The 13082-nt window shown below is 67.0% G+C and carries 11 protein-coding genes; 8 read left to right on the top strand and 3 right to left on the bottom strand.

Translation table 11 applies throughout. The features are described from left to right. Positions 1-411 precede the first annotated feature (411 nt). The 6 genes from K7711_RS07145 to thpD all read left to right on the top strand — a co-directional run bounded on the left by K7711_RS07145 (position 412) and on the right by thpD (position 5392). A complete protein-coding gene (locus K7711_RS07145) occupies positions 412-1122 on the top strand; it encodes a response regulator transcription factor (RefSeq protein ID WP_222965890.1) in 711 nt (236 codons plus the stop codon). Next, positions 1109-2167 (top strand): HAMP domain-containing sensor histidine kinase, encoded by a 1059-nt coding sequence (locus K7711_RS07140; protein WP_222965888.1) that lies wholly within the window; start codon positions 1109-1111, stop codon positions 2165-2167. Before K7711_RS07145 ends, K7711_RS07140 begins: the two co-directional genes overlap by 14 nt. Positions 2168-2241: 74 nt before the next feature. Continuing rightward, positions 2242-2832 (top strand): diaminobutyrate acetyltransferase, encoded by a 591-nt coding sequence (ectA, locus tag K7711_RS07135; protein ID WP_222966797.1) that lies wholly within the window; start codon positions 2242-2244, stop codon positions 2830-2832. Beyond that, complete coding sequence (ectB, locus tag K7711_RS07130) at positions 2829-4088, top strand: diaminobutyrate--2-oxoglutarate transaminase (RefSeq protein WP_040826274.1); 1260 nt, start codon at positions 2829-2831, stop codon at positions 4086-4088. The genes ectA and ectB overlap by 4 nt, the downstream gene beginning before the upstream one ends. Before the next feature lie 2 nt (positions 4089-4090). Next, a complete protein-coding gene (locus K7711_RS07125) occupies positions 4091-4486 on the top strand; it encodes an ectoine synthase (RefSeq protein ID WP_222965886.1) in 396 nt (131 codons plus the stop codon). 15 nt (positions 4487-4501) lie between these two features. Beyond that, the gene (thpD, locus tag K7711_RS07120; protein ID WP_222965884.1) at positions 4502-5392 is read left to right on the top strand and encodes an ectoine hydroxylase; all 891 of its coding nucleotides are present in this window, start codon (positions 4502-4504) and stop codon (positions 5390-5392) included. A 91-nt stretch (positions 5393-5483) separates the two neighbouring features. Here thpD and K7711_RS07115 read toward each other — a convergent pair whose 3' ends face one another. The 3 genes from K7711_RS07115 to K7711_RS07105 all read right to left on the bottom strand — a co-directional run bounded on the left by K7711_RS07115 (position 5484) and on the right by K7711_RS07105 (position 8790). Next, positions 5484-6323: a DUF72 domain-containing protein gene (locus K7711_RS07115; protein ID WP_222965882.1), complete on the bottom strand. Its 840-nt coding sequence runs from the start codon at positions 6321-6323 to the stop codon at positions 5484-5486. A gap of 96 nt (positions 6324-6419) precedes the next feature. Then, positions 6420-7544, bottom strand: coding sequence for an acyl-CoA dehydrogenase family protein (locus K7711_RS07110; RefSeq protein WP_222965880.1), 1125 nt, complete (start codon positions 7542-7544; stop codon positions 6420-6422). Between the two features lie 16 nt (positions 7545-7560). Next, positions 7561-8790, bottom strand: a complete 1230-nt coding sequence (locus K7711_RS07105; protein WP_222965878.1) for an acyl-CoA dehydrogenase family protein — start codon at positions 8788-8790, stop codon at positions 7561-7563. 167 nt (positions 8791-8957) lie between these two features. On the opposite strand from K7711_RS07105, the gene K7711_RS07100 reads away from it, so the two are divergent. After that, positions 8958-9398: a DUF1707 SHOCT-like domain-containing protein gene (locus K7711_RS07100; protein ID WP_222965876.1), complete on the top strand. Its 441-nt coding sequence runs from the start codon at positions 8958-8960 to the stop codon at positions 9396-9398. A gap of 73 nt (positions 9399-9471) precedes the next feature. Beyond that, positions 9472-13080 (top strand): chromosome segregation protein SMC, encoded by a 3609-nt coding sequence (gene smc / locus K7711_RS07095; RefSeq protein WP_222965874.1) that lies wholly within the window; start codon positions 9472-9474, stop codon positions 13078-13080. Positions 13081-13082 lie beyond the last annotated feature (2 nt).

Here is a 13082-nt window from a genome sequence, read left to right as displayed (position 1 = left end):
CCGCTGCGCACCGTCGCCGAACTGTTCGCGAACCAGCTTACGGGGCGCGCGAGAGCGGCGGCACATCGCGGTGATTGCCGAATGTTTCCGGGTGCAGTTGTGGGGTACCCCGTTATCTTTGAGCGCACGCTCGGTGACACGGGGCTGGAGTGTCGGTCGATTCGGTCCTCCCACGTCGTGACTGTGACCCACTGTGGCATTAATCACGTCGTGTTCGTTCGGTGGCAAACGCCAATGTAACAGGCCGATAACGGTTTCGCCGACCGGGTTCATCCCGACCGGCCGGTTGATGCCCTCGGCCCGATTGCCCTACGTTTACTTCAGCGTGGTCGTGGGTATTCAGATGACCGTTGCCCGAAGAGGATGCCGTGCCCGAGGGCGCCCTCGCCGCGTGCTAGCAGGGATTGGAATATGACAGCGAACCTGATGATCGTGGAGGACGACGACCGGGTCCGCGACGCACTGCGACTGGCCATGGAGGACGAGGGCTACGACGTAGCCGAGGCCGAGGAGGCCGAGGACGCCCTCGAACATCTACGCGACAACGGTGCGCCCGATGTGATGATCGTCGATCTGATGCTCGGCAACATGGACGGATTCACCTGTATCCGGGAGATCCGCCGGGACCACGACGTGCCGATCATAGTGGTCAGCGCGCGTGACGATACCCACGATGTGGTGGCCGCCCTGGAGGCCGGCGCCGACGATTTCGTGACCAAGCCCTTCGAGATCAAGGAGATCACCGCCCGGATGCGGGCGCTGCGACGGCGGGCGAATCAGATGGTCGAGCCGCAGGCTCCCCAGGAACTGGTGCTCGATTCGGATCCCGAGGTTCCGCTGGTCCTCTCGCCCGAGGCCGGCACCGTGCGCCGCGGCGAGGAGGAGTTGCATCTCACCCTCACCGAATTCCGGTTGCTGTGCGAGCTGGCCGAGACCCCGGGCCGGGTGCTCTCGCGCAGCGTCCTGCTCGAAAGGGTCTGGGACCGCGGGTTTTTCGGTGACGAGCGGATTGTGGACGTGCATGTGCGCCGGTTGCGCACCAAGATCGAGCGCGATCCGTCCGATCCCGTCATCGTGGTGACCGTGCGCGGGCTCGGCTACCGACTCGATGTGCAGCGCTGAGCTGACCCGAACCACTGCCGAACTGCCGCCGCGTCGTCGGCGGGTCCTACCGCGTCGCCAGAGTCTGCGCGGACGCGCGGTCATCGCCTTCGCGCTGACCGCGGGCCTGGTCTCCTCGGTGTTGGCGGTCGCGGTGACGGTGGTGGACCGCGGCGTGTGGATGACGTTGATCGCCTGCGCGGTGTTCGGCACCGCGATCGGCGCGATCGTCGGATTGTGGCTGAGCCGCCGGTTGCTCGAGCCGTTGCAGCGGGTCACCCGCACCGCGGCCAAGATCGCCTCGGGTGAGCTGGGCACCCGCCTGCCCGATACCGACGATCCCGACCTCGCGCCGACGGTGGACGCCTTCAACGCCATGGTGGATTCGCTGCAACGTCGCATCGATCGCGAACATCGGCTGGTCGGCGACGTCAGCCACGAACTGCGCACCCCGTTGACCACGCTGACCACCAGCGTCGGGGTGATGGTCCGGCACGAGGACGAGTTGCCCGAGCGCTCCCGCCGGGCGCTGGGGCTGGTGCGGGCCGAACTCGATCATCTGCGCAGGTTGCTGGACGACCTGCTGGCGCTGGCTCGCGCCGAGGCGCGGATCCACCGCGCGGACGCCGAACCGTTATCGGTGCGCGAATTGCTGACCCACACTCTGAAGGAGTTGCACTATCAACCCGATTTATTGACCGTCTCGGCCGATGCCACCGTCATCGGCCGCAAAATCGAACTCGAACGCGCTCTGGCGAATCTGCTGGAGAATGCCGAACGGCACGGCGGTGGCGCGGTCGCGATCACCGCGGGACCGGCGGGAGATGACGTTGTCATTACGGTCGACGACGCCGGGCCGGGTGTCGCGCCGGAGGATCGTGAACGCATATTCGATCGTTTCGTCACGGTTCGCCGAACCCGCCGCTCGGGAAGCGGAACCGGGATCGGTTTGGCGCTGGTTGCGGAAACCATTGCTGCGCATGGCGGAAACGTCGTTTGCAGTGATCGGCCGGGCGGTGGCGCGCGCTTCGTCGTCACTATGCCGTTAAGTGACGAAACTCACTGAAAACAAACCTGTAACACGACCGTAAAGTAACGGACCGGGTTCCCTCAAAGTTGGATGGGAAGCCTATAGAGGTGATGCAGACACGAACGCGGAGCACCACTTTGAGTTCCTCGCATTCCGATGATGGCAGCAGCCACCGAGCCCCCGCCGATTCCCCGGTGGTGATTCGTTCCCCGCGAATCGGCGACGGTGCCGCGATGTGGCAGATCGCAGTGGATTCCCAAGTGCTGGACGCCAATTCGAGCTATGCGTATCTCCTGTGGTGCCGGGACTTCGGATCCACATCGGTTGTTGCCGAAATCGACGGCGACATCGCGGGTTTCGTCACCGGATATCTGCGTCCTGAAGCACCGGAGGTGGTTTTTGTTTGGCAGGTGGCGGTGAACCACGCCTTCCGCGGACGCGGAGTAGGCGTGGCAATGCTCGACCACCTGGTCAATGCTGCAGCAGAACAAGGTATTTCGACACTGGAGACAACGGTCTCCCCGGACAACGAGGCATCAGTGGCGATGTTCGCCTCACTTGCGCGCCGACGCGGCGCGGAAATGAGCCGCGAGTCGTTGTTCGCACCCGAAGACTTTCCGGACGGGCATGAACCCGAAGACCTGTACCGGATCTCGCCGCTGCAACACAGTGGCGATCACATCACGGAGGATCACCGATGACCACCGCCGAACTGACAATTTTCGAGTCGATGGAATCGAACGTTCGCGGATACTGCCGGGCGTGGCCGACATTGTTCGACACCGCTCAGGGCGCGTGGCTGCGCGACGCGAGTGGCCGGGATTATCTGGACTTCTTCGCGGGCGCGGGCGCGCTGAACTACGGGCACAACAACCCGGTCCTCAAATCGGCGCTGCTGGATTACATCGCGCGTGATGGAATTACGCACGGACTGGATATGTCCACCGTTGCCAAGCGTGAGCTGCTCGAGACGATGGAGCAGGTTCTGCTGAGCCCGCGCGGCTTGGAGTACAAGGTGCAGTTCCCCGGGCCCACCGGCGCGAACGCCGTCGAGTCCGCGCTGAAACTGGCGCGTAAGATCACCGGCCGCACCACAATTCTCAACTTCACCAACGCATTTCACGGCATGACCCTCGGCGCGCTGTCGGTGACCGGTAACGCCGCCAAGCGCGCGGGCGCGGGAGTGCCTCTGGTGCATGTGAATCCGATGCCGTACGACGGTTATGTCGAGGGCGCGGACTTCACCTGGATGGAACGCGTGCTGGACGACAATTCCTCGGGCGTGGAGAAGCCGGCCGCGGTCATCGTCGAGACGGTGCAGGGCGAGGGCGGCGTGAACGTCGCGCGGCATGAATGGCTGCGTGCGCTGGCCGACCTGTGCGCCGCGCGCGGCATCCTGCTCATCGTCGACGACGTGCAGATGGGCTGCGGACGCACCGGGCCGTTCTTCTCCTTCGAGACTGCGGGCATCACCCCCGACATCGTGACGCTGTCCAAGTCCATCAGCGGTTACGGCATGCCGATGGCGCTGGTGCTGATGCGTCCCGAGCTCGACCAGTGGGCGCCCGGTGAGCACAACGGCACCTTCCGCGGCAACAACCCGGCCTTCGTGACCGCGAAGGTGTCGCTGGAGCACTTCTGGAGCGATCGAAAGCTCGAGGAGAGCACCCTTGCGAAGGGCGAGCAGATCCGAAAGTCCTTCGAGGCGCTCAGCAGCGAGTACAAGGGAATCTCCACCCGCGGTCGCGGCATGGTCCAGGGACTTGTCTTCGAAGATGCGTCCCAGGCGAGTAAGGTCTGCCGCATCGGCTTCGAGAAGGGGCTGATCGTGGAAACATCCGGCGCCGAGGACCAGGTGGTCAAGCTGCTGCCGCCGCTGACCATCACCGATGACGAGCTCTCTCACGGTTTGAGCATCCTCACCGACGCCGTGCACACCATCCGGGAAGGTCGCTGAAAATGATCGTTCGTACCACTGCTGAAATCACCGGTACCAGCCGCGATGTCGGTCAGGAACAGTGGCGCAGCAAGCGCATCGTCCTGGGCGGTGACCGGGTCGGATTCTCGTTCCACGAGACCACGATCCAGGCCGGCACCGTGCACGAGTTCCACTATCAGAACCATGTGGAAGCGGTCTGGCTCGTCGAGGGCGAGGGCACGCTCCACGACCTCACGAACGACAAGACCTACGACTTGGCCCCCGGCACCATGTATCTGCTCAACGGGCACGAACGTCATCGCGTCGAGACCCGTACGAAGATGCGGATGCTGTGTGTGTTCAACCCGCCGGTAACGGGCCAGGAGGTGCACGACGAGAACGGTGTCTACCCGTTGGTGGCCGTTCCGGATCTGTAAGGAGGAATCTGCCGGATGACGTTGGCCGACAATGGAATCGATCGCTACCCGACCCGGACCCCGTCGCCGCAGGCGGTGCTGGACCGGCTCGACCCCGCGGTGTGGGGCGGGCCGGAGTCGGGGGCGCTCGAATCGTTGGCGAGCTTCGAATCGGACGGGTACGCGATCATCGACGAACTGCTCACGACCGCCGAGGTCGCGGACTTTTCCGCCGAGATCGACCGGCTCGCAAGTGATCCGGAGTTGCGACTGGATGAACGGGTGATCGTCGAGAAGAAGTCGAACCGCGTGCGGTCGATCTTCGAGGTGCACCGGATCAGCCCCATGGTGGCCGATCTGGTGCGCGATCCCCGGGTCATCGAGCTGGCACGGCACGTTCTGGGGTCGGATGTGTACATCCACCAGAGCCGGGTCAACTACATGCCGGGTTTCGAGGGCACCGGATTCTATTGGCATTCGGACTTCGAGACCTGGCATGCGGAGGACGGGATGCCCGCGCCGCGGGCAGTGAGCCTGTCCATCGCACTGACCGACAACTACCCGTTCAACGGCAGTCTGATGCTGATGCCCGGTTCGCACCGCACATTCGTGCCGTGTCAAGGCAGCACACCGACCGACTATTACCGGGAATCGTTGCAGGAGCAGTGGATCGGTGTGCCCTCGCACGAGCACATCACCGAGATGGCCGAGAAGTACGGCATCGCCCAGTTCACCGGTGCGCGTGGCTCGGCGTTGCTGTTCGATTCGAACATCATGCACGGTTCGGCCAGCAACATCACTCCGTTCCCGCGCTCGAACATCTTCCTGGTGTTCAACAGCGTCGAGAACGAGCTCGTGGCACCGTATTCCGCGCCGGCGTCACGGCCGACATACATCGCGGCACGGGATTTCGATCCCGTTCGCTGATCGCGTCCCTCGAATGCCCCGTCGCCCTGGATATCTCGGGCGAGCGGGGCTTTCGGCTGTTCGGGGGCACCATGTTCGCCGCGCCTGAGATTCAGAACAACGTCATCGGAGAGGTCTCCGGCGGCCGGGGCAGCGGTTCGAGTTCGGGTACCAGCGTGCGCATCTGCTCGTGGAAGCGCCGGGCCAGGATCAGCGACTCGGCGTTGTCGGGCGTGTGCACGAAAACTGTGGGGGAGCGGCCTTCTCGGAGCCAATCGGCCACCACCTCGGTCCACCGCTGCCAGCCCGCGATGGTGGTCTCGGCGTCGTCGCGGCCGTGGTACCGCACGATCGGGAACTGGGTGAGCGCCCGATCGCGGCGGGGCAGGCGCGGCTTCTTGCCCCACGCCTCGCGTTCACCCGCGGTGATCGGGCGGGCGGCGAAAAGCGTTGTGGTGTCGAAGGGTATCCATTCCGCGCCGACGCGGTTCAGCACGTACTCCAGTTGTCCCGCGGCCTGCTCGTCGGTGAAGAACGCAGGGTGGCGGACTTCCACGGCGCTGCGGTACTCGCGGGGGAGCCGGCGCAGGAATCCGGCCAGCACACCGAGATCGGTGGGCCCGAACGAGGCCGGTAGCTGCACCCACAGCGCGTGCACCCGGGGGCCGAGCGGTTCGATCGCGGTGAGGAACGCGTTCAGCTCGTGCTCCGCGCCGCTCATCCGGCGTTCGTGGGTGATGATCTTCGACAGTTTCACCACGAATCGGAACTCGGCCGGAGTCTGCCGCGCCCAGGATTCCACGGTCTTGCGCGCCGGAATCGCATAGAAGGTGGTGTTGGTCTCCACGGCGGTGCACCAACCGGCGTAGCCGCGCAAACGTTCCCGCGGATCGGGCTGCTGCTCCTGCCAGGCGGTATGCGTCCACTGCGCACATCCCACGGACAATCGCATCCCCCGACGTTAGCCAATGACGACGCCGACGCCGAATCCGGCGGGCGGGCCGGATCCGGCGTCCTCAGCCCCGCCCTGAGCCCGGCGGGGTCTGGTTCAGGGGCGAGTCAGCGCGGCGTAGCGCGCGATGTGCTGGTCGGTGGTGCCCCACTCGAACTGAATCGCGGTGAGCCGCTTGAAGAAATGACCGATCGCGAGTTCCTCGGTCATTCCCATCGCGCCGTGCAACTGCACCGCGGACTGTCCGAGGAAGCGGGCCGCGCGGCCGATCGTGGCCTTGGCCGCCGCGGCGGCGCGGGCGCGCTCGTGCTTCGGGGCGCCGAGCTTCAATGTCACCAGATACGTTGCGGCGACGGCCTGTTCGAGTTCGAAGTACATATCGACCATGCGGTGCTGGAGCACCTGGAAGCTCGCGATCGGCACACCGAACTGACGGCGCTGCTTGGCGTAGTCGACCGTGTCGGCCAGCACGCGGCGCATCGCGCCGACCGCCTCGGCGGAGATCGCCGCGATCGCCTCGTCGGCGGCGGTGGCCAGCGAATCGTCCGCTGCCCCTTCCGATCCCAGCAGTGCGTCGGCCGGAACGCGCACGCCGTCCAGGATGATGTCCGCCGCGCGACGCTCGTCGATGGTGCGATAGGAGTGCAGGGTGAGCCCGGCCGCACCGGCCTCCACCAGGAACAGCGACACACCGTCCGCATCGGGGGTGCGCGCGGTCACCAGCAGGTGGGTGGCCAGCGGAGCGCTGGTCACGACGGTCTTGGCGCCGTCGAGAATCCAGTCGTCGCCGTCGCGGCGGGCGGTGGTCGAGACCTTCGCGAGGTTGTACCCCGAATCGGCTTCCAGGGCGGCCAGCGCGGTGATCACCTCGCCGGAGACGATGCCGCGCAACAACTCCTCCGCGCGCGCCCCGCCCGCGCGCCGCAGCAGACCCGCGCCGACCACGACGGTGTCGACATAGGGTTCCACGACCAGTGCGCCGCCGAACGCCTCGGCGATGATGAGCGTTTCGATCGGTCCGCCGTCGAAGCCGCCGACCTGTTCGGGCAGCGCCGCGCCGAGAATGCCGACCTCGGTGGCGAAGGCGTGCCAGATCTCCGGCTGCCAGCCGATCCCGATCCGCGCCGCGGCACGGCTCTTCTCCAGGTCGTAACGCGCCGCCAGGAATTCGGTGACGGTATCGCGCAGCAACTGCTGTTCTGCGGTGTATTCGAAGTCCATGATCAGATCCCGTCCTTCACAGGCCCAGGCCGGCCTTGGCGATGATGTTGCGCTGAATTTCATTGCTACCGGCATAGATCGATCCGGCACGGTCGTTGAAGTAGCGCAGCGGTGCGGCCGCCTGCCACTCCTGGCCGCTGAGGTAGCCGTCGGCGGGCGGGACGAAATCGGCCACCGGACCGCCGGGCATCGCCGCGTGCGGCTGATAGGCACGTCCGCGCGGGCCGGCCGCCTCGAGGATCAGCTCGGTGAGCTGCTGGCTCAGTTCGGTGCCCAGCACCTTCAGCGTCGATGCGGCCGGGCCCGGATCCTTACCGCGCGAAATCGCCGACATGGTGCGGTATTCCAGGATCTCCAGCACGTCCGCGCGAATGCGGATATCGGCCAGCTTGGCCGCGAACGCCGGATCGTCCAGTAGCGCATCGCCGTTCGGGCCGGGCTGGGAGACCGCATGGGCGGCAAGGGATTCGGCCATCACCTGCAGGGCCGGGCCCATCGCGCCGCCGCGCTCGAAGTTGAGCAGATATTTGGCCACGGTCCAGCCGTCGTCGATGCGGCCGAGCACGTTGGCCTTGGGCACCCGCACCGCGTCGAAGAACACCTGGTTCTGCACCTGCTCGCCGGAGGTCATCACCAGCGGGCGAACCTGGATGCCGGGGGTGTTCATATCGATCAGCAGGAAGGTGATGCCCTGCTGTTTGCGCTCCAGCTTCGAGGTGCGGACCAGGGCGAAGATCCAGTTCGCCTCGGTGGCGTGGGTGGTCCAGATCTTGCTGCCGGTGACGATCAGATCGTCGCCGTCGGACACCGCGGCCATGCTCAGCGAGGCCAGATCCGAACCGGACTCGGGCTCGGAGTAGCCCTGGCAGAAGAACACCTCGCCGGTCAGGATGCCGGGCAGGAAGTAGTTCTTCTGCTCCTCGGTGCCGAAGGCGACGATGGCGTGCGAGACCATCCGGATGCCCATGGGGGAGAGCAGCGGCGCGCCCGCGAGGGTCGCCTCGCGCTCGAAGATGTAGTGCTGGGTCAGGCTCCACGGGCACCCGCCGTGCTCCACCGGCCAGGCCGGGGCGGCCCAGCCGCGGGCGTGCAGGATGTGCTGCCACTGCATGCTGGCCTCGTGGTCGGGGTACACGCTCGTAGCCAGGCGCCCGGCGCGGCGAATTTCGGGGGTCAGATGCTCGTCGAGGAAGTCTCGTACCTCGTCGCGAAACGCCAGATCGGCGGGTGAGAAGTCCAGATCCACGAAGAACTCCTTGGTCGATAAGTGGAGCTCTACCTTCTCATTTGTTGGCCATCGAACGCAAATGGTCGTTAACTTAGCGAGTCGCCATTGACATTCCACTGTGGAGGTAGGATCCTGATATCAAACATTCCACTTTGGAATATTGATCTCGCCGAGAGGGACAGCTGATGGACATCACGTCCGGAACCCGCGCCGACGACGCCGAGCGACAGCAGGTCGCCGATCTGCTGGCCCGGCACCTGGGCGCGGGACGCATCGATCTGACCGAATACGACCAGCGGGTCGCGCAGGTGTGGGCCACCGCGACGCGCGAGGATCTGCACCTCGTACTCGCCGATCTGCCGAATCTGGCGGCCGAGCGGCCCGGGGGCAGAGCAGCCGGGAACCGGGGTGCGCGCATCCCCATCTGGCAGCGCATCGAAGGTGCGGCCTGGCTCGGCGTGAGTGTGCTGTGCCTGGTCATCTGGGGTCTGATCTGTCTCGGGGTGGGCCGGTTCACCTATCCGTGGCCGATGTGGGTGATCGGGCCGTGGGGTGTCGCGCTGGCGTTCCGGGCGCTGACCGGGTGGGAGGCTCGCGGCTGCCACAAGCGCGGCCTCGCCGGGTGAGTCGGGTCGATGAGCAGCACATCTGCCCGGCGTACCCGCGGCTATCTCACGGCAGCAGGTAGATTGGCGTGCTGTGCACCTGAAGAGCCTGACGCTGAAGGGGTTCAAATCCTTCGCGTCCGCGACGACACTTCGCCTCGAGCCGGGGATCACCTGTGTGGTCGGTCCCAACGGCTCGGGTAAGTCGAATGTGGTCGACGCGCTCACCTGGGTGATGGGTGAGCAGGGCGCCAAGGCGCTGCGCGGGGGCAAGATGCAGGACGTCATCTTCGCCGGAACCGCCGGTCGCGCGCCACTGGGCCGCGCCGAGGTCACGCTGACCATCGACAATTCCGACGGCGCGCTGCCGATCGACTACTCCGAGGTGTCCATCACCCGCCGCATGTTCCGCGACGGCGCGGGGGAGTACGAGATCAACGGCAGCACGTGTCGCCTGATGGATGTGCAGGAACTGCTGAGCGACTCGGGTATCGGCCGGGAAATGCACGTCATCGTCGGGCAGGGGCAGCTCTCGGCGATCCTGGAATCGCGTCCCGAGGATCGCCGCGCCTTCATCGAGGAGGCCGCCGGTGTGCTCAAACACCGCAAGCGCAAGGAGAAGGCGGTCCGCAAGCTCGAGGCCATGCAGGCCAATCTGGCGCGGCTGACCGACCTGACCACCGAATTGCGTCGCCAGCTCAAGCCGCTGGGCCGGCAGGCCGAGGTGGCGCGGCGTGCGGCCACCGTGCAGGCGGATCTGCGCGATGCGCGGCTGCGCCTGGCCGCCGACGATCTGGTCGCCCGTCGTCGCGATCTGGAGAGTCAGCAGAGCAAACAGGCGTACGCCCGCGAACAGCAGATCAACGTGCAGGCCGAACTCGATGCCGCGAATGCCGCACTCGCACAACAGGAATTCCAGCTCTCCCGGCTGACGCCGGGCGCGGAGGCCGCCGCGCAGACCTGGTTCCAGCTCTCGGCGCTGGTGGAGCGGGTCAACGCGACCATTCGCATCGCCCGCGACCGCGCCCGCAACCTGACCATCGAGCAGCCCACCGGCACCGGGCGCGATCCCGAACAGCTCGAGGCCGAGGCCGCGCGGGTGGAGGCGCAGGAGGCCGAACTGCTCGAGGCAGTCGAGATCGCCGCCGAGACGCTCGAGGCCGCCCGCGATCAGCTGCACGAGCGCGAACAGGCCGCCAAGGCCGCCGAACAGGCGCATCTGGCCGCGGTGCGCGCCATCGCCGATCGTCGCGAGGGTTTGGCGCGGTTGTCCGGGCAGGTGGACACGCTGCGGTCGCGGGCGCAGTCCGCCGAGGGTGAGATCGCCCGGCTGTCGACCTCGCTGACCGAGGCGCGCGCCCGCGGCGAGGCGGCCGAGGACGAATTCGAGCGTGTGCAAAGCGAATTGAGCGAGCTCGATGCGGGCGAGGAGGGGCTGGACGCCGCCTACGAGCACGCCGCCCAGGCCCTCGCGCAGGCCGACGAGCGCGTCACCGAACTGCGTGAGCGGGATCGGGAGGCGAGCAAGAAGGTCGCCTCGCTCGGCGCCCGGATCGAGGCGTTGACCATGGGGCTGGCCCGCCGCGACGGCGCGGCCTGGCTGGTCGAGCACCGGGCCGACGGTCTGCTCGGGCCGCTGTCGGGAATTCTGCAGGTGCACAACGGATTCGAGGCCGCGGTCGCCGCCGCGCTGGGACCGCTCGCGGACGCGGTCACCGCCGAGTCCGGTGGCGCGGCACACGCGGCGCTGCGGGCGTTGAAGGAGGCCGACGGCGGCCGGGCCGCGGTGGTGTACGGCGGTGCGGCACTGTCTAATTCGGCCCCGACCGAGTTGCCCGCCGGGGCGCGCCAGCTGATCGACGTGGTGGACTGCCCGGAAAATATGCGCGGCGCGGTCGTGGCGTTGACCGCGGGCACCGTAGTCGTGCAGGATCTGCCCGCCGCGGCCGAACTGCTCTCCGCGCGACCGGAATTGCGGGTGGTCACCCGCGACGGCGATCTGACCGGTTCGGGCTGGCTGCTCGGCGGGTCGGACCGCGCGCCCAGTCAGCTGGAGATCCAGGCCGATATCGACGCGGCCGCCGCGGAACTCACGTCCTGGCAGCGCCGGGCCGAGGAACTCGAGGCGGCGTTGTCGGGCGCGCTGGCCGAACAGACCGATCGCAAGGAGTCCGTCGATCAGGCGCTGCTGGCCCTGCACGAATCCGATCAGGCGCTCGTCGCGATCTACGACCGGCTGGGCCGGTTGGGTGAGGCGGCCCGGCATGCGCAGCGCGAATGCGAGCGCCTGCTGACCCAGCGGGACGACGCCGAGACCGCGCGCGACGAGAACTCCGAGAAACTTGCCGACCTGGAGGATCGTCTGCGGCGCGTGGAATCCGAACAGTCCGGCCTGGATTCGGACTCCGACGCGGGAACCGAGACCGCTGGCCTGCATCGCGAGGAGGCCGCCGCCGCACTCGCCGAGGCCCGTGCGATGGAGGTGGAAGCGCGCCTGTCCGTGCGCACTGCCGAGGAACGCGCGGAATCGGTTCGGGGTAAAGCGGATTCACTGCGTCGCGCGGCCCGCTCCGAACGCGAGACCCGGGCGCGCGCCGAACGGGCCCAGGCCGCGCGTCGGCAGGCCGCCGCGGTCGCCTCGGTGGTCGCCGAATCCGCGGAACGTGTTGCCGCCGAGCTGGAATCCGTTGTCGCCGAAGCCTCCGCGCGACGCGACGAACTCGTGCGCCGTCGCACCGAATGCGCCGGGCAGGTCGACCAGATCAAGGAGCGCTCCCGTGCGCTGACCACCCAGCTGACCCAGCTGACCGATGCGGTGCACCGCGACGAGGTCGCCCGCGCCGAGGCCGCCCTGCGCATCGAACAGCTGGAAGCGACCATCGGCGAACAGTTCGGCATGGCCCTGGACGCGCTGATCGGCGAATACGGCCCGGATGTGCCCACCCCGCCCTCGGCGCTGGAGTGGCAGGAGTACGAGCAGGCCAAGGAGCGCGGCGAGTCGGTCAGCGAACCCCAGCCGATGCCGTACGACCGGGCCACCCAGCAGCGCCGCGCCAAACGCGCCGAGAAGGACCTCACCACTCTCGGCAAGGTGAATCCCCTTGCGCTGGAAGAGTTCGCGGCGCTCGAGGAGCGCTACAACTTCCTGTCCACCCAGCTCGACGACGTCACCAAGGCACGTCAGGATCTGCTCGACGTGGTCGCCGAGGTGGACGCGCGGATCCTGCAGGTGTTCACCGAGGCGTGGGAGGACGTGGAGCAGGAATTCGTCGGCGTCTTCGCCAAACTGTTCCCGGGTGGCGAGGGACGGCTGGTGCTCACCGACCCGACAGATATGCTCACCACCGGCATCGAGGTGGAGGCGCGTCCGCCGGGCAAGAAGGTCAAGCGTCTGTCGCTGCTGTCCGGCGGCGAGAAATCCCTGACCGCGGTCGCCCTTCTGGTCGCCATCTTCCGCGCCCGCCCCTCCCCGTTCTACGTCATGGACGAGGTCGAGGCGGCTCTCGACGACACCAACCTGCGCCGCCTGATCGGCCTGTTCGAGCAGCTGCGCGAGAAATCCCAGCTGATCGTCATCACCCACCAGAAGCCCACCATGGAGATCGCCGACGCCCTCTACGGCGTGAGCATGCGCGGCGACGGCATCACCCAGGTCATCTCCCAGCGGTTGCGGGGAGAGAACCTGGTGGGCGCCAACGGCTGAGG

Origin of the sequence: Nocardia coffeae, from assembly GCF_019890715.1 — a bacterium.
GTDB classification, from domain to species: domain Bacteria; phylum Actinomycetota; class Actinomycetes; order Mycobacteriales; family Mycobacteriaceae; genus Nocardia; species Nocardia jiangxiensis.
This window is presented reverse-complemented; position numbering and strand designations above follow the sequence as displayed.